Genomic DNA, 20,290 nt, shown 5'->3' with positions numbered 1-20,290 from the left:
TCCGTCAGATGTTGCGGGTGGTAGATGAGGTGGGAACAGCAGTTTCCTCAGCGGCTGCATACCCCACCAACAGCCACACCAGTAGTTCAGCTTCTTCTGCTTCGGGCGAAATGCCGTGGCCGAAAATCATTTCCACTTCTTGCGTGAGGATGGTTTGCTGCACGGCCCCCACGATTTCGGTCAGCTCGTCCATTTCCAATTCATGGTAGAGGCCGCTTTGCAGGCTGAGTAGCGCGGCGATTGGTTGCAGGCCGGGTGGCGGGGCGATGGGGGGAAAGCAGAGTAGGTTGGCCGCGAGCAGAGGGCAGAGGCGGGCGGCGCGGTGGGGGCCGGTGGCCTCTGCGCGGCCCAGGCGGAAAGCGGTGGCGTGACGCAGGGGAGCGCGGGCATCGTCGGGGTCGATGTTGACGTCGTCCGGGCGCAGGAGGAGGGCGCTGAATTCGGTGAGTTGAACCAGCAGGCGGAGGCGGGCCGTTTGATAGGCGAGCGTGGACGTGGGCTGGGCAAGGGCTTCCCAATCGCAAAGCAGCGTTTCGGCGAGGGCGGCAGGAGTGGGGTGGGCGGTGGACATAGCGCGGAGGAGTGGATACCGACCCAAAGGTGCAGGGCCAAGCCGCCAAATCGTGTCGTTTTCGGCGCAGTGCGGCTTTTTTCTTTTTGCTCCGACTCCTGATAGATGCTCGCGAAGTTGTTATTTTGTGCCTAAACGGCCGAATCGTCTACAAAATCCGTGCAATCCGTTATAAATCCGAAAAATCCGTGATTATGAAATTGTTCAAGTCCGCCGACCTTATCCGCAAAAGCAAATACATTAGCCGCGACCTGAGCTGGTTGCGGTTCAACTACCGGGTGCTCGACCAGGTGCAGGACCCCAGCCGGGCTCTGTTTGATAAGCTCAAGTTCCTGGCCATCACCAGCTCTAACCTCGACGAATTTTTTATGATTCGGGTGGGGTCGCTGTACAATTACCTCGATTACGGTAAGGAGCGGATTGACTATTCGGGCCTGCGGGAATTGCCGTTTCGGCGCAAGCTGTTGGATTTCGCGCACCGGTTTGTGAACGACCAAAGCCTGACGTATCTGAACGAGTTGAAGCCCAACTTTGAGAAGAACGGCTTCAACATCCTTAAGATGGCCGACCTCACGGAACTGGAAGTGAAGAAGGTGGACGGCTACTTTAAGAACACCGTGTTTCCGCTGCTCACGCCGATGGTGTACGACTCGTACCACGGCTTCCCGCTGATGATGAACCAGATGCTCATCTTCGGGGTGATGACGCGCATCGGCAACGGCCTGGCCCTGGGGCTGGATGGCGAAGCCGAAAAAGGGCAGGAGCGGCTCACCTTCGTGCAGATTCCGCAGAACCTGACCCGCTTTTTTGAGTTGACCCGCAAGGATAAGGTCATCTTCGTGCCCATTGAGGAAGTGGTGCGCGAATTTCTGCCGCGCCTGTTTCGCAACGTCGAAATCGTGTCGGCGGACCTGTTCCGCATTACCCGGAACGGGGATTTTACTTTGGAAGAGTCGGATGACATCGACAACGACTTTATTAAGGAAATTCAGGTGGGCCTCAAAACCCGCAAGCGCGGCCGCGTGGTGCGCGTGGAGGTAGAGTCCAACGCTTCGCCGGCGATGATGCAGGTGCTACGCGAGCGGTGGAATATTGACAACGGCAACGTGTTCGTTATCAACTCGCTGATTGACCTGAAAGGGCTGTGGCAGATTGTGCGCCATCCTAATTTTCGGGGCAAAACGGCCAGAATGCCCGCATCGGTGGCGCCGCTCAGCTTGCCTGAGGGCGCGGAAGACAACCTGTTCGAGTACCTCAAGCACCACGATGTGCTGCTGCACCACCCGTACAACAGCATCGAGCCCATGGTGCGCCTGCTGGAGCAGGCGGCGGTGGACCCGCACGTACTGGGCATCAAGCAGACCATCTACCGCCTGGCCGACGACTCCCGCGTGAGCGCCGCGCTGCTGAAAGCGGCCGAGAATGGCAAGCACGTATCGGTGCTGTTTGAGGTGAAGGCCCGGTTTGATGAAGAGAAGAATATCCGCGAAGGGGCCCGGCTGGAAAAAGCCGGCTGCTTCGTGATTTATGGGGTGAGCAAGTACAAGACGCACACCAAACTGCTCATGATTATCCGCAAGGAAGGGGAGAAGGTGACGCGCTACGTGCACATCGGCTCGGGCAACTATAATGAGCAAACCGCCCGCCTCTACACCGACGTGAGCCTGCTGACCACGAACGACACCTACGGACACGACGTGTCGGAATTCTTCAATGTCATCACCGGGCACTCGCAGCCCGATGATTATGAGTACCTCATTACGGCACCGAAGGACATGCGCCAGCAACTCATCCACCTGATTCGGGAAGAGGTGAAGCACGCCAAAAAAGGCCAGTCCAGCGGCATCGTGATGAAGATGAATTCACTGGAAGACAAGGAAATTATCGATGAATTCTACAAGGCGGCCAAGGCGGGCGTGCCCATTCGGTTTATCGTGCGGGGCATCTGCTGCCTGCGGCCGGGCCGGCCAGGACTGAGCGAAAACATCGAGGTGCGCAGCATCGTGGGCGAATACCTGGAGCACACGCGGCTGTTCTATTTCCACAACGGTGGTGAGGCGCGGGTATACGCCGGCTCGGCTGATATCATGGTGCGTTCGTTTGACCGGCGCATCGAGGCCCTGTTTTTAATTGTTAATCCACAGCTTAAACGCGAGGCTATCAATATCCTGATGATGAATATGATGGACAACCAGAATAGCTACGTGATGCGCGAGGATGGCGCCTACATTCGGCAGCAGCCCGCGCCCGGCGAGCCGGTGGTGAACGTGCACAAAGACTTCTTCCGACGCGACGAAGCGCAGCTGGCCACGGCCACGCCGGAAGGCTTGCTGGCCTTGCTCGGGGTGCAGGCCCAGCGCCGGGTTGATGTAGCTGCCGCCCTCGTGGCCAGTGATGAAGCCGCTACCCTTGCCGCTGTTGAAGCAGCCGATGCGGCGGCCGATGACGCTTTTGGGGAGGGCGATGGCGAACACGACGAGGCGTGCGAGGACGATGCCACGCCCGTGGGCCACGTCGATGAGGAGGCAGTCGGGGCGGGAGCAATTCGCGCGTAACCGGGGCCAGAGGTTGCCCATTATTGCGACTATCCGGCTCATTATTCCGCCTGAAGCGACGAGCAGATATGCAGCAAAAAGCCCCGACTCTAGACAGAGTCGGGGCTTTTACCTTTCAGGGCTTATCGCAACTTAGAGCAAGCCGTTGTGGGCAGCAGGATACCTTCGCCTTACGCGAGGCGGGTTGCTATTCCAGTTCAGCAGGCTGGTTTTGCATGTCGGGCACGGGCAGGTGGGCGGGATGGCCGACACCGGGGTTAATATCGTCGAAAAACTCTTCAAACAGGGCTTGCAGCATGCCGTCTTTCAGGCCAATATCGGGCACGACCATGTTGTTGACGTTGGCCCACTGCATGGCGGACAGGTAGATGTGGCCGGCGGGCACAATGACATCAGCACGGTCGGGATTGAGCATGGCCACGTTCACGCGCTCGTTCATGCTCAGGCCGGCCAGGCGGGCAAGGGTGGTTTCGAGGCTGCGGCGGGTGACGGCTTTGTTGGGGGCCGCCGAGGTGAGGCTGTAGAGCTTGTTGATGTTGCCGCCCGTGCCGATGGCGCGCGTGACGTGGTACTCGCGGGCGTTGTGGCGCACCCAGGCTTCCATGCGGGTCCAGAGCTCGGCCTGGGCTTCGGTGTTGGCGGCGCCGCTTTCTTCCTGCTGCATGCGCCGGATGGAACCGATTTCGAAGGATTGGGCCGCTACTTTGCGGCGGTCGTGGTAGATATTGAACTCGGTGCTGCCGCCGCCCACGTCGATGTGCAGGTAGTGGCGCTTGTCTTCGAGAATATGCTCGATGACGCGGTTGATGTAGAAAGCCTCGTCCTGCCCGTCGATGACTTTGATTTCCATGCCCAGCTGCTCGCGCACGCGGGCCACGATGTCGGGGCCGTTGGCGGCCGAGCGCATGGCTGAGGTGGCGCACACGAGGTAATGGGCCACGTCGTGCACTTCCATCAAGAGCTTGAGGGAGTGCATGAACTTGACGAACTGCTCTTCCTTGCCCGGCGAAATCCGGCCGGTGGCAAACACGTCTTCGCCCAGCCGCATGGGGAAGCGCACGTACTCCACGCGCTTGAGGCGGTAGCGCCCCTCGTAGTAGAGCACCGCCGATATCTGGCACCGCACGGCGTTGGACCCTATATCAATGGCGGCGAGCTTACGGAGAGGGAAGTGCATTCAGGCGGGGTTAGGCGGAAAACTCAAAGATAGGCACCGACTTAAAAAACAGGGCCTTTTTGCGACGAGCGCAGGATACGACGGGGCCGGAAATCCTAAAACACCTCGCCCAGGTTCAACGCCAGGCCGCGCGAGCCGTCGGTGCCAAAGCCGTAGTCGATGGATAAATTGGTGTGGGATACTTTGTTGACGGAGACCCGCAGGCCGGCGCCCGCCGCCGGCACCACTTTCTCGAACCGCCCGCTTTCCTGCTCGGTCACGCTCTCGGCGTTGGCAAAGACGACAGCTCCTAGCAGGCGGTTGCGCGTGAGGCCGAAGCGGTATTCCGTTTCGCCGTAAATCAGGTTTTTGCCCCGAAAACGGCCCTGGATAAAGCCCCGGCTGAGGTTCGCGCTTTGGTAGAACCGGAAGTGTTCGTAGTTCATCGACACCACCCGCTCGGTGGTGGAGGTGTACATGCCCAGGCCAAAAGTGCTTTGCGGGTAGTGCATCAGGCGCCAGTCGCCCACAAAATTCCAGCGGTTGTCTTTTGCCCACACCGAGGAAGTGGCCGTGAGAATAAGCTGCTGATTGAGGGTGTAGGCGCCAGCGGCAACGAGCGTCGACATGTTGGCCGAAGGCCGTTCGAACGCCATATTTACCGCGATTTCGGCCACGCCGCTGGTTTGCTGGGTGTAGCCCACCACGGGTATCAGCAGCAGGGACTTGCGGCCGTGCTGCAAGGCCAGCGAGTCGTGCGCGGCCAACCGGGGGAAGATGTTGCGCGCCTCGTCCACCAGGTCGACGGCGGCAGGCTGGGAAGCGGGCAATTGCTGGGCCTGGCCGGTGCCGATGGCAAGGAATTGCAGCAGTAGTATCCCCGCAATTGCGTTTGAAAGCGCCCGCAGCAAAAGGATAGCAGGTCGTAAACTCATATGTCCCACAATCCTGGCGCGGCCCGGCCATTTTGGCCGCCGCAACTTCCTTGGTAAGACTGCAGCGCCGGCAAAAGGTTCAACGCATTCGCCGTGTGCGGAAGGCACAACCAGTGGCTGCGGCTGGCCTACTTATCAAGCCGGAAGCCTAAGCCGAACTGAATCAGGCTGCTTTCCGCTGATTTTTGGTAGGAGACGGAGAAGGCCAGCGACTCCACCACCGGCGCAATGTAGAAACCGCCGCCGTAGCCGGAGTGCCAGCCGCCGGGCGAGGCGTCCTGGTAATACACCCGACCCTGGTCGTAGAAACCGAACACGCCGTAGTAGAAGGGCAGGAAGTTGTTCTTGATTTGGCCAAGAGCGAGGCGCAGCTCGGTGTTGTAATACAGGCTGGCGTCGCCGCTGAACCGGTTGCGGTAGTAGCCGCGCAGGCCCTCGTTCTGGCCAATGCTAGCAAATTTGAAGAAGGGAATGGCGGCGTCGGGTCCGTAGTTTTTGGCACCGCCGCCCTTTAGAACCAGGGTGATGGGGATGCCGATTTTGGCGGTGCCGTAATATTCGGCAAAGGCCTGGGTGAGGCCGAAGGTGGATTTTTTGGTGCGGGCGCTGTCGAGATTGTCGCTCAACTGGGTGTAGGAGTCGTGCTGCACCCGAATGCGGACGCCGCGCTGGGCGAAGCTTTGGCGATTGCGCAGGTCGAGGTCGAACACGCCGTTCAGGCCCAGCAGACGCTGGGGGCTGGTGTTGGGACGCTGGTCGGTGGGGCGGCTATCGATGGTGCCGAGGTAGGTATTGTTGGCGAAGCTGCTGGTGTAATCTTCAAAAGTGGGGCCAACGCGGATGACGCTGCGCTGGAAGAAGGTGCGCTCCAGAAAGGCATTGAGGGTGTAGCCTTTGTAGCGGGCGTTGTAGAATTTGTTGTCGTACAAATCCTGGCTGAAGCCCGTGTTGTTGCCCAGTCCGAAGAAGCGGTAAAAGGGAAAATAGCTGCCGTAGCTGGCCGAAGCGCCCACGTCGATTTTGCCAATGGCATAGCGGTGCCGGGTACTGGCCGTGAGCTGGAACAGGCCATTCACGCTGCCCTGTACGTCGAAGCTGTACATGTTTTTGTAGCCGGGCTTGCGGAAGCCCTGCCGCAGGAACGTGATGCCCGCGCCCGCGCCAAAACCGTCGTTGGCGTTATAAAAAAGCGAGAGGCTGGGGCGGTAAGAGTTGAACTCGAACTGCTCCCGGTCGTACTCGTTCACGCCGGGACGGGTGCTGGTGTGGTTGTCGGATTCCGGCCCGAGCTTCAGCTCGTTATCGGCCACGTCGTAGACTTTGGTGAGGGTGCGCAGGCCCGCGGCCCGGGAGTCGTCGGTGATGCGGTCCTTGCCATCGCCGCCAATGACGCGCACCAGAATGCTGTGCTTCCCGCCGTCGCCGGTCACGGTAAATACGTCTTTCCCGCCGAGGCCGTAGAGGCACACTTCCTCGGTTTCGTGGGGTTTAAAGGTGCGGTCAAATAGGGCCGCGCCCTTGGCATTTTCGGTGTCCCCGGCCCGGTCAAATAGCTGCACGCGGACCTGGCCATCGGGCAGTCTATTCACCTGGAACACCTCGCCTTTGTTGGACCCCACCACGTCCACGCGGCGGGCGAGGAGTAGGTAATATTCATCAATGGCCTTGGGCAATTCGTGAATCCGCGCCTTCAACTTGCGGTTGATGTCCTTGCCGGATTTGTCCTGAATTTCAGTAGGCAACTTCGCCGTGGCCTCATCGATAACGGTGGGGGTGATTTTGGCCTGGAGGTACTTGGCCGCTTCCTGCCACTGCTCGCGGGTGAGGCCCTGCAGCAGGAACCTATCCAGGTGGCGGGCGGGCCAGTTCAGGCTTTTCATGTCCTGGAATTTGGTGTTAAAGCCTTCGATGCTGGGCACGGCCCACTCGCGGTTGGCAAGGTAGGTGAGGAAGCCATTCCAGAGGGTGAAGCTCTGGTCGCGGTCGCGCGGAATGGGGCGGTAGAGCACGCCGCCGTTGGCCTGCTTGTAGCCGGCCCACTTCCAGTTGTCCTCGTGCTTGCCGAAGTCGGCCACCAGCATGTCGAAGGCGCGGGCGCGGGCCAGGGCGGGCTCGTACACGTGGTTGTCGTGGTCCTTGTAGAGCTTGCGAAACAGGCCGAAGCTGCGCGTCACCTCATCGGAGCCGCCGAAGCCGGGCAGGTTGGGTTTGGGGTCTTTGGGGCTGTCTTCGAGGGTGCCGAGCAGGCCGGCGTACTGTTCGCGGTAGGGGCCGAGCTGCTGGTTGTCGGGCAGACGGAACAGGCGGGGCCGGGCGTGCAGAATGTCCGTCTGGTCCAGCAGGTAGCCGATGGGCAGGTTGGAGTACGGGTTGGCCGTGGCCGTGATGTCGCGCAGCACATCGGAGGCAATGGAATTGCGCAGCTCCGGCGGCAGGATTTTGGTCACGTCCTTGTCTACCGAGCGAAAAACGTATTCCGAGCTGTCGGCCGCAATGAGCTTGAGGGAGGTGGTTTGGCGCCCGCCGCCTTTGCCGTAGGGGCGCAGGCCACCTTTCTCGGTGGCCAAATCCAGCGTGGGCACGGCCACCGGCTGCAGCCAGGAAGACCGGTAAATGTCGCCGATAAAGAAGGTTTTGCTGCCGGTGGGCTTGTATTCGGGGCCGGCCACCACGGTGGTAGTGGCCTGGAAGGGTGCGTCGGGCTTGCTTTCGGCTACGGTGCTGGCGGTAGGGCAGGCAATGAACGGATTGACCGGGGCATTTTGGTCAGCCGTGCTTCCACAGGCCGAGCGGAACAGGGTGGCGGTGTACGCGTCTTTGGCCGGCTGGTCGCCGCTGCCAAAGGTGTAGATATGGGTTTTAACGATGCCGTCGGCGAAGTATTCGAGGGTGGTGTAGCCTTCTTCGCTTTTGCTGTAGAGCGACTCGCCCCGGGCGCCAACGTGCTGGCTTTCGGCAAAGCTACCGCTGACGATGTGATAGTTGCCCTGGAAAGGCGTGAGCTGGAGGCTATAGTCGTGCGCGGCGCCATACACCACGCCGGGGTTGCTTTGCAGCGTGTTCAGCAGCTCCTTTTTCAGGTCCTGGTAGCGCGGGTTAGCCAGGTCGCGCGGGGTGCCCACGTTCTGCCGGTAAGCGGCGTAGATGGTGCCGAACACGGGCGGGCTAAGGTGGCGCGAAAGCGGTTCGTGGCCGCCGTACACGCCGTTGGTTACCACGGGATGGTGGCCCAACAGCAGCACGTTCTTGTTCTTGGTGTCGTCAATCAGGTCCTGCAATTGCTCGCGGAATTCCTCTTTGGTCAGGGTTTTGCAGTCGGTGTCGGGGGCTTCGGGCCGGTCGAAGGGGTGCGTGAACCACGGCGTATTGATGGCCACCACGCGCACCAGCGGGGCCACATCCACCACTTCGGGGCCGGGGCAGCCGTTGGTGGGGATGAAAGCGTTCTGGCCGGGCAGCTGCTTCTCGATGTATTTCTCGAGGCGGCGCACGGCTTTGAGGCCGTCGGGGCCGGAGTTGGCCCAGTCCTTATCGCCCGGCAGGAAGTAGATTTTACCCTGCGGCAGGCCTTTTACCAGGGCAATAAGGGCATCGGCGCGGCTGCGTTCGGTCTGCGCCAGCGCGGTATCGCCTTTGGCTACCAGGCCGGTATTACCCACAATATCACCCAGGTGAACCACAGTGAAAGGCCCCGTTTGCTGTTCCAACGCATGGCGCAGCTGTTGCAGGCGGGCAGTTGGCAAATCGGCCTGGGCGGTGTTGCCAAGCAGGAAAACGGTGTGAGCAGGAGCTTGGGCAGAGGCAGTAGCGGCAGCGGTAATACCTAGCCCGATGAGCAAGGCGCGAACGTAACGAAGGGGCATAGAGAGAAGGGTTAAGGCTTTCTTCTACGTTAGACGACCGGCATGCGGTTATTTTCAGCCTAGAGCAAAGGGCCATTTCTGTTTTTTTTCTGTTCAATTTCGGGAATGTGTATCTAAATACCATTGTCCCTAATATATTGATTGCCGGGATAGGCGCTGGCACTGTCCCGCCGCCGCCAGCGGCTGCGCTTCAGCCTTCCGCTGCCCGGTTATTTTCCCGTGAGTCGGGCGGTGGCCCTTGTTGCCTGTACACCTTTTTACGTTCGTGTACAGCAGCCAAGCGCGGTAGAAACGCAACCCGTTGCGACTCTGCCGCGCTCGCATCCTGCTTCCGAAACCGCTCTAGGCAGGCCATTGCGGTTTCGGCTCCATGCGCTGCACCAGCGCCTGGAGCCATAGGGCCAGCAGGCACGGCAGGCCCACCCACAAGCCTTCACTGGCCAGTACCCGAAGCCCGCGACCGCTGAAAAAAGCCCGGATACTGATGGGCGAAACCTTAATCGGCCGCAGGCTGAAAAAGTAGCGCTTCAGGTCCCAGGGGCTGAAAAAGGCCACGCCCAGGCCGCCGGTGGTCATGGCATCGAGCAGGCCGTGCGAGGCCGTGGCCAGGAATAGCAGCCCGGCCAGCCGCCCGGCTGCCGGGCGGCTGCCGGGCGGCGCTCGGGGCGAACCAGCTGGCCAATGCCCGTGCCCAACGCCGCAACTACCGCCGCGGCCAGCAGCGAGTGCGTGAGCCCGCGGTGGCCCCACAACCCATCGTAGGGCACCCCCAGCCGGTAGCCGATGGCGTCGAGGTCGGGCAGGGCGGCGCAGCAGCCAGCCGCTAGCCAGTAGGGCCAGTGCCGACGGTCGGGGAGGAGAAGCTTGCCCAGGGTCGCGCCCAGGGCGGCGTGGCCGAATGCGGAAGCCATGCTCAGGAAGGCTTGCCGGCCAGCTCCCGCAATATCCGGGGCACGCCGGTGCTGGCGGCCTCGGCCACGTAGCGCACGCCGCGCCGGCCGGCTTCGGGCTGGTGTGGGTCGATGACGAAGACCGGGCACATGGCGGGCGCGTAGTGCAGCAGCCCAGCGGCGGGGTACACCTGCAGCGAGGTGCCCACCACGAGCAGGGCATCGGCGGTGGCCACGGTTTCGGCGGCTTCTTCGATGGCGGGCACCAGCTCGCCAAACCACACGATGTGCGGGCGCAGCTGCTGGCCGTCGGGGGCGAGGTCGCCCAGGGTGATGTCGCCCGGGCAGTCGTAAACGAGGGTGTCGTTGCCCACGGAGCGCATCTGGTTCAGCATGCCGTGCAGGTGCAGCACGTCGGTGGAGCCGGCGCGCTCGTGCAGGTCGTCCACATTCTGGGTGATGACGCTGACGCGCCAGCCGGGCGCTTCCTCGAAGCCGGCCAGGGCCAGGTGGGCGGCGTTGGGCTGCACGGTGCGGGCCTGGGCACGGCGCTGGTTGTAGAAATCGAGCACCAACGCCGGGTTGCGGGCAAAGCCTTCGGGCGAGGCCACGTCTTCCACGCGGTGGTTTTCCCACAGGCCGTTGGTGTCGCGGAAGGTGCGGATGCCGGACTCGGCGGAAACGCCGGCCCCGGTCAGGACAACGAGGTGTTTCATGGTAGCGAAAAGGTGAACGGCAAAGGTAGCGGCCAACGCCTGGCAACGGCTTCCTGAACGAAAAAGGCGGTTGAATCCCCCGGCGTGGCTTCGGTGGTGGGCTGGAAAAACTTCGCGAACGGCAAGTGAAGAAATCAAAAAGAACAACCGGATTCGCTAATTTTTATATAAATTGAATATTATAATACTTGCAATAATGCATTGTGCGCTTTTCTAGCTGATACATGAAGCCGTGCTGTTTCCGGGGCTCGTTCTGGGTAGTGTGGGTGGTGCTCTTCGGGCTGGCCCGGCCGGCGCCGGGGCAGCCCACGGCGCCCGGCCGGCTGCTGATTACGGGCCAGGTGGTGGACAAAAAGGACAGCGCGATACCGGGCGCGACGGTTTCATTGGCGGGTACTGCGGGTGGGGCATCAACCGATGCGCAGGGCGGTTTTAAGCTGTTGGTAGCCGACTCGCTGGTGCAGAAACTGCCTCCCGGGCCCGTTAGCCTGAATTTGTTTTTTGTCGGATATCAACCGCTCAGGCTCGTGGTCATGGAAAACCGGCCCATGCTGGTCAAAGGCCAGACCCTGGAAGTACCGATGGGAAAATTGACGCTGGCTGAAGACTCCACTGACCTGACCCAGGTGGTGACTATCGGCTATAGCACCCATATCTCGTCGGTGGTGCCCAACCTGGCGTGGCCACCGCCCCAGCCCTCCACCCGCTGCCCTTTGCCGGCCCCGTTTTTGGTGGGGGCCAAGCGCCTGCGCGATGTGGACGCCCGCCTGAGCGCCTCCCTGCAGCGGGCCGGCTACAGCTACCGGGCCTACTACTCCATTCCGGAAGGCTTTGCGTTGGTGACGCAGCTGGAGCAGACCGACGACCAGGCCACGCCCCGGCCCGAGCCCGAGCGCTGGAGCGAGGCCATGCCGCACGCCCGAAACCTGTTGGAGTGGCTGAAAAATGCCTTATTCGCCAATAAAGGGCACTACCGCGTCATCGTATTCACGGTTACCCCAACGCCGTTTGTGACCGCGGACGAGCGAATGCCGAAGAAAGTAGCGACTGACTGGTTGAAAAAGGGCCTTTCGGAGCTGCCGGCCACCATCGGCCGGCGCCGGTTCACCGCCGACTGCGTGGTAACCGTGCTGGTGTATGAATTCTTGCAAGAAGAGGACGGCAAACCGGCGCATCTGGTCGACCCGAGCCTCTTTTCCGGTCTTACCCATCTGGCAAAAGCGGGCATCGTGCCGTAGCTTTTTGCCAGCCTCACTCCCTTGCCCGATGTCGTCTTTCATTACCAAAATACAGGCGCAGCGCCGCCTGTCGGTGCTGTGGTTTGTGATGGCCGCGCTGCCCACAGCTCTGCTGGGGTTCAATACCCTGCACGGCGCCGGCCGCTTCTACCAGGATTCAACCGCCGTGTGGCAGTGGTACAGCCCGTTCCTGTTTCCCACGCTGCTCCTGATGCTGGGCACCCTGCGCTCGGCTGAAACCGACGCGGCCCCGGCGATGAGCAGCCAGTTTTATTTCCGGTTGTGCTTTGTGCTGTCGGTTTTCTACGGGCTGGCGCTGCTCGGTACCCTGCTTATGGCCCTTAACAACCAGGCCGAAGGCAGCCGGCCGGTGCTGGAGACCCTGAAGCAGGCCAGCCTGCCGCTCACCGGCGTCCAGAGCCTGCTGAACCTGGCACTCGGCGCCTTCTTCGTGGCCGCGCCGCACGAACCCGAACCCGCCCCGGCCACCAAAGCCGGCCTGGCACCAACCGCAGAATAGCCGGGGCGGCAGGTAGCAGCCCGGCCAGCTGGGTGCTCACAAGGCCGGTTTTCAGGCCCTCGGTGATGGGGTGGCCGTTTGAATTACGTAACTTTGACCATGCCTGCTACTCATTCACTCGAAGACTTTTACCGCGTTAAAGTTAACTGGATGCCCGAAAACCTGCGCCAGGATATCGGCCATTTCAACGTCTTTCGGCTCGATGACTTCGTGGGGCCCGCCGCGCAGTGCCTGCCTTTCAGCCGGAAGGACTTTTATAAAATTACCTTCGTGGCCGGGCAAAGCACCTACCACTACGCCGACAAAAGCGTGGCCGTGGATGGCAACGCCCTGCTGTTTGCCAACCCGCAGGTGCCGTACCATTGGGAGCCTTTCGATGAGAAGCAGAGCGGGTTTTTCTGCATTTTTACCGAGCATTTCCTGCAGCAGCACACCAGCATCAAGCTGGCCGACTTTCCGGTATTTCTGCCCGACGGGCAGCCTATTTACATTCTGAACGAAGCGCAGCAGGCCGCCGCCCGGCAGCTGTTTCAGAAGATGTTCGACGAGCTGGAATCGGACTACGCCTACAAGTACGACCTGCTGCGGGCCTACGTGCTGGAGCTGATTCACGGGGCCCAGAAGCTGCAGCCGGCCACCACGCTCTACCGCGAAAGCAACGCCGCCACCCGCATTGCCTCGCTCTTTACCGAGCTGCTGGCCCGGCAGTTTCCCATCGAGGTGCAGGGGCAGCAAGTGAAGCTGCGCACGGCGCAGGCCTTCGCCAGCCAGCTGGCCGTGCACACCAACCACCTCAACCGCGCCCTGAAGGAGGTGACCGGCAAAACCACCACCCAGCTCCTGGCCGAGCGCCTGGTGCAGGAGGCCCAGGCGCTGCTCAAGCACACCGACTGGCCGGTGGGCCTCATCGGCTACAGCCTGGGCTTTGAGGAAGCGGCGCATTTCAACAACTTTTTCAAGAAGCACACCGGCCACACGCCCTCGGCGGCGCGGGCTGTTTGATTTTTGTAAGCATTGGTTTGATTGCGGTAAGTGAGCCGGCGGGGGGCGCCTCTACTTTTGTGCGGTACAAAAAGCACCTTTTTATGACGACCTCAAGTAAGAAAACCTGGTTTGTAACCGGTGCCTCCAAAGGCCTGGGCCTGCTGCTGGTGCAGCAGCTTCTGGAACAAGGCTACGCCGTGGCCGCCACCTCGCGCAATGCCGACGACCTGCGCCGCGCCGTGGGCACCGGCACCCCCGAAACCTTCCTGCCCCTGCAAGTTGACCTGGCCAATGAAGCCAGCGTGGGGCGGGCCATTCAGGCCACCGTCGCGGCCTTCGGGCGGATTGATGTGGTGGTGAATAATGCGGGCTACGGCCTGATTGGCAGCCTCGAAGAGCTGACGGATGACGAGACGCGGCAGAATTTCGACATCAACGTGTTTGGGCTGCTGAACGTGCTGCGGCAGGCCACGCCGCAGCTGCGGGCCCAGCAGGCGGGGCGGGTGTTCAACATCTCGTCCATCGGGGGCTTTTCGGGCAACTTCTCCGGCTTTGGGGTGTACTGCGCCACCAAGTTTGCCGTGGCGGGCCTCACGGAATCCTACGCCGCGGAGGTGGCCCGCTTCGGCATCAGGGCCACGGTGGTGTACCCCGGCTATTTCCGGACGGAGTTTCTCTCGGCCGGCTCGGTGAGCACGCCGCAACAGCCCATTGACGCGTACCAGGAAGTGCGCGACACCCAGGCCGCCCACGAGCAGGAAATCAACGGCCAGCAGCCCGGCGACCCGGCCAAAGCCGTGGCCCTGCTCATCGAAATCAGCGCGGTGGAGCAGCCGCCCCTTTCCCTCTTCCTCGGCCCCGACGCCTACCAGGTAGCCGGCCAGAAAATTGCCGCCGTGCAGCAGGATATGGAGCAGTGGAAAGTGCAGGCCACGGCCACGGATTTTGCGGTGGCGTAGGTGGTGGTAGCGGAATGGGAATGAACGTCATGACGTGCTTTCAATCAACAAAAAATGGCCCATAGCTGCTGCTGCGGGCCATTTTCGTATTGGGGGTTGAAGGGGCTAGACCTTGGGCGGCGTGGCGCCGCTGGTAGCGGAACCGGCCCGGTCGACCACGGCACGGGCGGCCTTGAGGCGGTTGTAGAAATCGGGGTTGCTGCGCTTGTATTTGCGCATGAGGCGCTGGAAACGGTCTGCGAGCAAGGCCCCGAGCTCGGCAAATTCGGTGCGAAGGCTGGTGCGGGCGGCTTTGCCGTCGATTTGGGTTTGGCGCGGGGCCGTTTTCAGGTCGCCGTAGGCCTTGATGGCGTCTTGCAGCTCCAGGGTGCGTGTTTTATCGATGCCGTATTCGTCTTCGAGCACGGCCTGGTGCTGGGGCAACTCGGCGAGCAGGGCGCTGGCCACGTCGGAGAGGCGGGAGCCGCGCAGCTGGAGCAGGGTGGCTTCGCTGTAGTCGGCGAGGACTTGCAGGGCGGGCTGCTTCTTGTCGGGGTCGGAGGCGTAGGCAAAGACGTCGCCGGCGATTTCGGCGGTGACCACGGCCAGGGTTGCGCGCGCGGTTTCCTTATCGGACTTGCCGCCGGTGGGGGCCCCGGTCTGGACGGCACCCTGCACTTGCTGGCGCAGGGGCTGCATGTCGGCGATGATTTGGTCGAGGCGCCCGGCGACGGTGGTCAGGGCCTTGTCCTTGGCGTAGGGGGTGGGGTCTTGCTTGAGGGCGGCCGAAAGGGTTTCGGCGGCACTGAGGCGGTTGTCCTGCTTGGCGGTTAACATGCGTGTGGGGTAAGCAACGATGAAAAAATGGGAGAGCGCAGCAGGGGCCGGGGTGAGGAAAGGTGCGGCCGGGGTGTGGAAAGGCGGGAGTTGTGTTTTTCTACGTGAGACTTGGCCTAGGAAACCTGCGGCGGGAGTGAGGAAACCCGTGGCGGGAGTGAGGGAGGTTGGGGCGGGAGTGAGGGAGGTTGGGGCCGGAGTGAGGGAGGTTGGGGCCGGAGTGAGGGAGGTTGGGGCCGGAGTGAGGGGAAGCGTGGCGGGGGTGAGGCTAAGCGGGACGCTAGTTAGTGAGAATTGTTGAGTTTATCAGAAAGCCGGGTGTGCCCTTTGGCGGTAAATCTGCAAAGTGAGGCCGTACTTTGCCGCCATGGCTAAAAAACAAGTTTCCGCGCCGGCAGCCCCCGCGCCGGCCAACCGCCCGCCCTATATGCTCATCGAAGAAATTCGGGTGCAGGGGTACAAGTCGTTGGTGGATGCCACGCTGCATGTGCGGCCGCTCACGCTGCTGGCGGGCACGAATAGCTCGGGGAAATCCAGCATCATGCAGCCGCTGCTGTTAATTAAGCAGACGATGGAAGCGCCGTATCAGCCGGCCGGTGCGCTGGTGCTGGATGGGGCGCATGTGCAGGCAGAAACGGCGGGGGAGTTGGTGAGTAAAATCGGAAATTCCGAAGCGGGTTATATTATTGAAATAGTAGGTGCTAATGATTTTGAAGATAGTCCAATTATAAAAGCAATAGAACTTCGGTACGAAAAGCGAGGCAATAACTTTTATTTAGCCGGCCAGCAGACCACTGATGAATTTGGGAAAAGAGTCTTGCTTTCACCAACTCTAAATCAACACGAGTTGCAAGAGCTATTGCCGAAGAAAGCAAAACGAATGATGACTAGCTTTCTTAAAGACAACCATGCTGTCTTAAGTCTAGAGGTTGATAACGGGTTTCTGGCCTTTTACATGAATAGCCAAGAAGGCGGCCAAATATCAGTCAGAGAGTCAGCTTATTTGGAAAGTATTTTAGTTCAATTGATGCACGTTCCCGGCCTTCGGGACAGGCCAAAACGTACATACCGAGCCACTTTTTATAATCACCAAATCAAAGGCACTTTCGACCTCTACGCTGCTGGCACTGTCAGCCAATGGCAGCAGCAGGAAGACACTGAAAAACTAGAGAAACTCAACGACTACCTCCGTCGCCTCGGCCTCACCGATTCGGTCACGGCCAAGGTGAAAAACGCTAACGAAGTCGAGCTAAGCGTGAGCCGCCTGCCCGCCGGCGCGAAAGGCAAACCCCGCAAAGCCGACATGGTGAACATTGCCGACGTGGGCATCGGCGTGTCGCAGGTGCTGCCGATACTGGTGGCCCTCATCGCGGCGCAGGAGGGGCAGATTGTGTACGTGGAGCAGCCGGAGCTGCACCTGCACCCCCGGGCGCAGGTGGCAATGGCGGAGCTGCTGGCCGAAGCCGCCAACCGGGGCGTGCGCGTGATTGTGGAAACGCACAGCAGCCTACTATTGCTGACAGTGCAGACGCTGATTGCGCAGGAGCGCATTAAGAACACCGACGTGGCGCTGCACTGGTTTGCGCGGGATGCGAAAGGCGCCACGCAGGTAACTTATGTGCAGCCGGATGAAGATGGGGCGTATGGGAAATGGCCGGAAGATTTTGGCGACGTAGAGCTGAAAGCGCAGGATGCGTACCTGACGGCGGTGGGAGTGCGGCACTTTGGCAACGCAGTGAAATAATGCGGCTGCCTGCAACTTCGCGCCGATTAGTGGTGGATACCAACGTGGCGTTTTCGGCTAGTGAAAGCCTGCATCCGGTTTCGGATGCCTGCCGGCGGGTAATGGAAACGATGTTTGAAGGCCAGCACTACGTTGTGCTATCGGCCACGCAATTTATGGAGTGGCAAAAGCATCAGTCGGGTTATTCCAAGCGGTGGCTGGTCCGGATGAAGGCGAGAAAACTCTGGCACATTCTGGCACCGGAGCCGGATAGTGGATTAGCGGCCCGCGCCAAAAAAATAGCGTGTACCGAAGAGGTTCGACAAGAAATACTGAAGGACCTGCATTTGCTGGAAAATGCGCTGGCCACGGATAGAATCGTGCTGTCGATGGAGACAAACGTTTTCCGCCTTTTCAGCGAGCACAAAAAGGTGCTGAAAGTGCCCCAGCCGGTGGCTTGGGTAAACCCCACGGATGATACTGCTGCCTGCCTTGCGTGGATTGAAGACGGGGCCGAGGTTGGGAAGGCGCGCTGTGTTCCGGCAAGTACGTAAAAACGCGCCGCCGCTCCCGTAACAGGAGCGGCGGCGCGTTTTCAGTAGTGCGAATCTTAGCTGCGCTGACCTTCGGTTGTGGTTCGCGTGGCAGCACGATGCGGTAGGCGCGGGGACGCGGACTACAAAGTCCGCGCTACTGCCGTTCAGCTTAAGTGGGTAATCGGGCACTCGATGAGCAGAAACCGGGTATCGGCCGCTGCTTCAATGCTGACGCTGTCCGTTTCCCAGATGCCGAGGCTGTCGCGGGTGCCCACTTCCTGGCCGGCCACGGTGACGGAGCCGCTGATGACGAACAGAAACAGCAGCTTATTGAGCGGCTTGAAGGTGTAGTCCACCGTTTGGGCTTCGGTGTAGTAGCCCAGGGAAAGCTTGGCGTTCTGGTTTATCCAGCAGTGGGCCTGGCCTTCCTCGTTGCTCACGATGGTGGTGAGCTGGTTGGGGCGCTTGGCTTCCGGGAACTGGCGGCGCTGGTAGCGCGGGCCCACGTTCTGGAGCTTGGGCTCAATCCAGATTTGCAGGAAATTCACGTCGGTGTCGCCCACGTTGTGCTCCTCGTGGCGCAGGCCCGAGCCGGCGCTCATGATTTGGACCCAGTCCTGGTGCACCACTTCGGTGTAGCCGAGGGTGTCCTTGTGGTTCATGCTGCCGGCCAGCATCACGGAGATTATTTCCATGTTGGCGTGGCCGTGGATGCCGAAGCCGCCGCCGGCCTGCACCACGTCGTCGTTGAAGACGCGGAGCAAGCCGAAACCGCTGCGCTCGGGGTCGGGGTAGGGGCCGAAGCTGAGCGAAAGGTTGCTTTTCAGCCAACCGATGTCTTTGAGGCCGCGCTCGGCGGCGCGGGTGAGGCGGGTTTTCATACAGCGGCAGGTTCAGTGGTGGGCAGTTCGTTTTGGAAAGCAAACTCGGATACCGGCTTGCGTGTTCTCGAAGCCGTTTCGCGGCTCAGGAAGGGCTCTTCCAGCTGGTCGGCCGCCCCGAGGTAGCCCAGGCCCAGGATGACGACCGGGGTCAGGCCCTCCGGCAGGTTGAAGTCGCGGCGCGTCTTTTCGCGGTCGAAGCCGCCCATGACGTGGCCGTGCAGGCCCAGGGCGGTGGCTTCGAGAAACAGGGTGGCGTTGGCCGCGCCCAGGTCGTGCAGGGCCGCACCGTTGGGCTGGCCGTTGTCGAGCTGGGTTTTGGCCAGGGCGATGACGAGCACGGCGGCGTTCTTGGCCCAGGGCTGGTTGCCGGGCATCAGGCAATCGAGGATTTTCTGGAAGGCCTCCGTGTCGGCTTTGTGGGCGTAGATGTACTGCCAGGGCTGCGCGTTCATGGCGCTGAAGGCCCAGGAGGCGGCTTCAAAAACCTGGTTCAGGGTGTCCGGCGCCACGGGCTGGGCCGAGAAGGAGCGGGGGCTCCAGCGGCTGCGGATGAGGTCGTGGACGGGGTAGGTGGTGGGAGCGGAATTCATTAGGTGATGCTGAATGGAGGTGCGGTGGGGGGACGACGGCTGCGGAAGCCCCGTTAGGCTTCGGCCGGTTCGCGGGCGGCGGATGCGTCGGGGCGGGGCTTTTCGACGGGCCCGGCTTTGCAGAGCTCGGTGTTCAGCCCCAGCAAAAATTGGACGACGCTTTGGGCTTCGAGCGGGATGAGCGAATAGGCGAAGGTTTCCATCAGCCCGGCCGCATCGGCGAGGCGCACGGGGCCCAGCCCCCGGCCCTTGAGGTGCTCGTGGGCGTACCACATGGCCTGATGCGGGTAGATTCGGCGCAGCACTTGCCGCACCGCAGAACTGCGAAATGAAGGAGTGGCCATCCTGATTTTAAGTAAAGAGTTGTTAGGTGCTCGTTGTCGGTTGCCAGGTTCCAAGAGCCGCTTGCCAGAACATCACTGGCAACTGACAACGAGCACCTGACAACTAAATCAGAATTCCATGGGTACTTCCATCAACAGCAGCTCGGCGTTGCTGTCGGCGCTGATGGCCAGCTTATTCGTTTCCCAGATGCCGAAGCCGTCGCGGCGGTGCAGGGCCTGGCCGTTGATGGTCACGTCGCCTTCCAGCACGAAAGCGTAGACGCCGTTGCCGGCTTTTTTCACGGCGTAGTCGGTGGTAAAGCCTTTGTCCAGGTTGCCGAGGTGGAACCAGGCATCCTGCTGGATGTGCGGGTTGGTGCCGTCGCCGGCGGGCGATACCACTTGCAGGAGCTGGTTGTGGCGGGCAGCCGGGGCGAAGGTTGCCTGGTCGTAGTTGGGCTTGATGCCGCGCTTGTTGGGGAACACCCAGATTTGCAGAAACTTCACTTCCTGCTTGGTGCTGTGGTTTTTCTCGGAGTGGGCCACGCCGGTGCCGGCGCTCATCACCTGCACGTCGTGCTCGCGGATGACGGTTTTGTTGCCCATCGAATCCTGGTGCTCCAAATCGCCGGAAAGCGGGATGGAGATAATCTCCATGTTGTCGTGCGGGTGCTTGCCGAAGCCCATGCCGCCGGCCACGGTGTCGTCGTTGAGTACGCGCAACGCGCCGAAGTGCACGCGCTCGGGATTGTTGTAGCCGGCGAAGCTGAAGGTGTGAAAGGAGTTGAGCCAGCCATGATTGACGTGGCTGCGGGTATTGGCGAGATGCAGAATGGTGCGGGCCATGATAGGAAAAGTCTTAGTGGTGTCGGTGTGACAAATGTACATACATTTAATGTCTATACATTGTTCCTGAAAAAAATATATTTTGCGCCGGCTTGTGAAGGCGAGGGCCCCAAAACCAAAAAAGCCCCGCTGGCGACCAGCAAGGCTTTTTCCTTGTATTTCGCCCGGTTTCTGAAATATGCCGG

General features: G+C 61.0%; 19 protein-coding genes. 7 read left to right on the top strand and 12 right to left on the bottom strand.

Annotated elements, in window-relative coordinates; translation table 11 throughout:
- Positions 1-4: 4 nt before the first annotated feature.
- Entirely contained in the window at positions 5-571 is a 567-nt protein-coding gene (locus tag J4G38_RS05720; protein WP_210516114.1) for a hypothetical protein, read from the bottom strand.
- A 194-nt stretch (positions 572-765) separates the two neighbouring features.
- On the opposite strand from J4G38_RS05720, the gene ppk1 reads away from it, so the two are divergent.
- Complete coding sequence (gene ppk1 / locus J4G38_RS05715; protein WP_226163182.1) at positions 766-3,126, top strand: polyphosphate kinase 1; 2,361 nt, start codon at positions 766-768, stop codon at positions 3,124-3,126.
- 187 nt (positions 3,127-3,313) lie between these two features.
- On the opposite strand, the gene J4G38_RS05710 is transcribed toward ppk1, so the two are convergent.
- The 6 genes from J4G38_RS05710 to J4G38_RS05685 all read right to left on the bottom strand — a co-directional run bounded on the left by J4G38_RS05710 (position 3,314) and on the right by J4G38_RS05685 (position 10,686).
- Entirely contained in the window at positions 3,314-4,303 is a 990-nt protein-coding gene (locus J4G38_RS05710; protein WP_210516116.1) for a Ppx/GppA phosphatase family protein, read from the bottom strand.
- 95 nt (positions 4,304-4,398) lie between these two features.
- On the bottom strand, positions 4,399-5,193 hold the full coding sequence (locus tag J4G38_RS05705) for a hypothetical protein (RefSeq protein WP_226163180.1): 795 nt from the start codon (positions 5,191-5,193) through the stop codon (positions 4,399-4,401).
- Between the two features lie 152 nt (positions 5,194-5,345).
- Entirely contained in the window at positions 5,346-9,080 is a 3,735-nt protein-coding gene (locus J4G38_RS05700) for a BamA/TamA family outer membrane protein (protein WP_210516120.1), read from the bottom strand.
- A 342-nt stretch (positions 9,081-9,422) separates the two neighbouring features.
- A complete protein-coding gene (locus tag J4G38_RS05695) occupies positions 9,423-9,656 on the bottom strand; it encodes a hypothetical protein (RefSeq protein WP_210516122.1) in 234 nt (77 codons plus the stop codon).
- A complete protein-coding gene (locus J4G38_RS05690) occupies positions 9,653-9,991 on the bottom strand; it encodes a metal-dependent hydrolase (protein WP_210516124.1) in 339 nt (112 codons plus the stop codon). Before J4G38_RS05690 ends, J4G38_RS05695 begins: the two co-directional genes overlap by 4 nt.
- Positions 9,992-9,993: 2 nt before the next feature.
- On the bottom strand, positions 9,994-10,686 hold the full coding sequence (locus tag J4G38_RS05685) for an SIR2 family NAD-dependent protein deacylase (protein ID WP_210516126.1): 693 nt from the start codon (positions 10,684-10,686) through the stop codon (positions 9,994-9,996).
- 224 nt (positions 10,687-10,910) lie between these two features.
- Here J4G38_RS05685 and J4G38_RS05680 point away from each other — a divergent pair, with 224 nt between their 5' ends.
- The 4 genes from J4G38_RS05680 (at position 10,911) to J4G38_RS05665 (ending at position 14,387) form a co-directional block, all read left to right on the top strand.
- The gene (locus J4G38_RS05680; protein WP_210516128.1) at positions 10,911-11,924 is read left to right on the top strand and encodes a carboxypeptidase-like regulatory domain-containing protein; all 1,014 of its coding nucleotides are present in this window, start codon (positions 10,911-10,913) and stop codon (positions 11,922-11,924) included.
- A gap of 28 nt (positions 11,925-11,952) precedes the next feature.
- Entirely contained in the window at positions 11,953-12,444 is a 492-nt protein-coding gene (locus J4G38_RS05675) for a hypothetical protein (protein ID WP_210516129.1), read from the top strand.
- Between the two features lie 99 nt (positions 12,445-12,543).
- Positions 12,544-13,446 carry a helix-turn-helix domain-containing protein gene (locus J4G38_RS05670; RefSeq protein WP_210516131.1) on the top strand — a complete coding sequence of 301 codons (903 nt, stop codon included), beginning with the start codon at positions 12,544-12,546 and terminating at the stop codon, positions 13,444-13,446.
- An 83-nt stretch (positions 13,447-13,529) separates the two neighbouring features.
- Positions 13,530-14,387 (top strand): SDR family NAD(P)-dependent oxidoreductase, encoded by an 858-nt coding sequence (locus tag J4G38_RS05665; protein WP_210516133.1) that lies wholly within the window; start codon positions 13,530-13,532, stop codon positions 14,385-14,387.
- Between the two features lie 105 nt (positions 14,388-14,492).
- On the opposite strand, the gene J4G38_RS05660 is transcribed toward J4G38_RS05665, so the two are convergent.
- Complete coding sequence (locus J4G38_RS05660; RefSeq protein ID WP_210516135.1) at positions 14,493-15,203, bottom strand: hypothetical protein; 711 nt, start codon at positions 15,201-15,203, stop codon at positions 14,493-14,495.
- Positions 15,204-15,570: 367 nt separating this feature from the next.
- Here J4G38_RS05660 and J4G38_RS05655 point away from each other — a divergent pair, with 367 nt between their 5' ends.
- Together J4G38_RS05655 and J4G38_RS05650 are read left to right on the top strand one after the other, a co-directional pair.
- Positions 15,571-16,947: an AAA family ATPase gene (locus J4G38_RS05655; protein ID WP_210516137.1), complete on the top strand. Its 1,377-nt coding sequence runs from the start codon at positions 15,571-15,573 to the stop codon at positions 16,945-16,947.
- Positions 16,948-16,979: 32 nt separating this feature from the next.
- Complete coding sequence (locus tag J4G38_RS05650) at positions 16,980-17,480, top strand: hypothetical protein (RefSeq protein WP_210516140.1); 501 nt, start codon at positions 16,980-16,982, stop codon at positions 17,478-17,480.
- A 146-nt stretch (positions 17,481-17,626) separates the two neighbouring features.
- Here J4G38_RS05650 and J4G38_RS05645 read toward each other — a convergent pair whose 3' ends face one another.
- From J4G38_RS05645 to J4G38_RS05630, 4 genes are all read right to left on the bottom strand, one after another.
- Positions 17,627-18,343: a pirin family protein gene (locus tag J4G38_RS05645; protein ID WP_210516142.1), complete on the bottom strand. Its 717-nt coding sequence runs from the start codon at positions 18,341-18,343 to the stop codon at positions 17,627-17,629.
- Positions 18,340-18,936 carry a nitroreductase family protein gene (locus J4G38_RS05640; RefSeq protein WP_210516145.1) on the bottom strand — a complete coding sequence of 199 codons (597 nt, stop codon included), beginning with the start codon at positions 18,934-18,936 and terminating at the stop codon, positions 18,340-18,342. The genes J4G38_RS05645 and J4G38_RS05640 overlap by 4 nt, the downstream gene beginning before the upstream one ends.
- 53 nt (positions 18,937-18,989) lie before the next feature.
- Positions 18,990-19,280 (bottom strand): hypothetical protein, encoded by a 291-nt coding sequence (locus tag J4G38_RS05635; protein ID WP_210516147.1) that lies wholly within the window; start codon positions 19,278-19,280, stop codon positions 18,990-18,992.
- A 108-nt stretch (positions 19,281-19,388) separates the two neighbouring features.
- Positions 19,389-20,105 (bottom strand): pirin family protein, encoded by a 717-nt coding sequence (locus J4G38_RS05630; RefSeq protein WP_210516149.1) that lies wholly within the window; start codon positions 20,103-20,105, stop codon positions 19,389-19,391.
- Between the last annotated feature and the right edge of the window lie 185 nt (positions 20,106-20,290).

Source organism: Hymenobacter terricola (assembly GCF_017921975.2).
Taxonomy (GTDB): Bacteria; Bacteroidota; Bacteroidia; order Cytophagales; family Hymenobacteraceae; genus Hymenobacter; species Hymenobacter terricola.
The sequence above is the reverse complement of the archived record's forward strand: the minus strand, read 5'-3'. Positions and strand labels throughout refer to the sequence as shown.

What these genes read in the sequence shown, in the direction of transcription:
- J4G38_RS05700 (WP_210516120.1), bottom strand. Translation starts at nt 9,080, where the DNA reads ATGCCCCTTCGTTACGTTCGCGCCTTGCTCATCGGGCTAGGTATTACC.
- J4G38_RS05655 (WP_210516137.1), top strand. Translation starts at nt 15,571, where the DNA reads ATGGCTAAAAAACAAGTTTCCGCGCCGGCAGCCCCCGCGCCGGCCAAC.
- J4G38_RS05680 (WP_210516128.1), top strand. Translation starts at nt 10,911, where the DNA reads ATGAAGCCGTGCTGTTTCCGGGGCTCGTTCTGGGTAGTGTGGGTGGTG.
- J4G38_RS05670 (WP_210516131.1), top strand. Translation starts at nt 12,544, where the DNA reads ATGCCTGCTACTCATTCACTCGAAGACTTTTACCGCGTTAAAGTTAAC.
- ppk1 (WP_226163182.1), top strand. Translation starts at nt 766, where the DNA reads ATGAAATTGTTCAAGTCCGCCGACCTTATCCGCAAAAGCAAATACATT.
- J4G38_RS05720 (WP_210516114.1), bottom strand. Translation starts at nt 571, where the DNA reads ATGTCCACCGCCCACCCCACTCCTGCCGCCCTCGCCGAAACGCTGCTT.
- J4G38_RS05630 (WP_210516149.1), bottom strand. Translation starts at nt 20,105, where the DNA reads ATGGCCCGCACCATTCTGCATCTCGCCAATACCCGCAGCCACGTCAAT.
- J4G38_RS05695 (WP_210516122.1), bottom strand. Translation starts at nt 9,656, where the DNA reads ATGACCACCGGCGGCCTGGGCGTGGCCTTTTTCAGCCCCTGGGACCTG.
- J4G38_RS05665 (WP_210516133.1), top strand. Translation starts at nt 13,530, where the DNA reads ATGACGACCTCAAGTAAGAAAACCTGGTTTGTAACCGGTGCCTCCAAA.
- J4G38_RS05710 (WP_210516116.1), bottom strand. Translation starts at nt 4,303, where the DNA reads ATGCACTTCCCTCTCCGTAAGCTCGCCGCCATTGATATAGGGTCCAAC.
- J4G38_RS05635 (WP_210516147.1), bottom strand. Translation starts at nt 19,280, where the DNA reads ATGGCCACTCCTTCATTTCGCAGTTCTGCGGTGCGGCAAGTGCTGCGC.
- J4G38_RS05690 (WP_210516124.1), bottom strand. Translation starts at nt 9,991, where the DNA reads ATGGCTTCCGCATTCGGCCACGCCGCCCTGGGCGCGACCCTGGGCAAG.
- J4G38_RS05685 (WP_210516126.1), bottom strand. Translation starts at nt 10,686, where the DNA reads ATGAAACACCTCGTTGTCCTGACCGGGGCCGGCGTTTCCGCCGAGTCC.
- J4G38_RS05660 (WP_210516135.1), bottom strand. Translation starts at nt 15,203, where the DNA reads ATGTTAACCGCCAAGCAGGACAACCGCCTCAGTGCCGCCGAAACCCTT.
- J4G38_RS05640 (WP_210516145.1), bottom strand. Translation starts at nt 18,936, where the DNA reads ATGAATTCCGCTCCCACCACCTACCCCGTCCACGACCTCATCCGCAGC.
- J4G38_RS05645 (WP_210516142.1), bottom strand. Translation starts at nt 18,343, where the DNA reads ATGAAAACCCGCCTCACCCGCGCCGCCGAGCGCGGCCTCAAAGACATC.
- J4G38_RS05675 (WP_210516129.1), top strand. Translation starts at nt 11,953, where the DNA reads ATGTCGTCTTTCATTACCAAAATACAGGCGCAGCGCCGCCTGTCGGTG.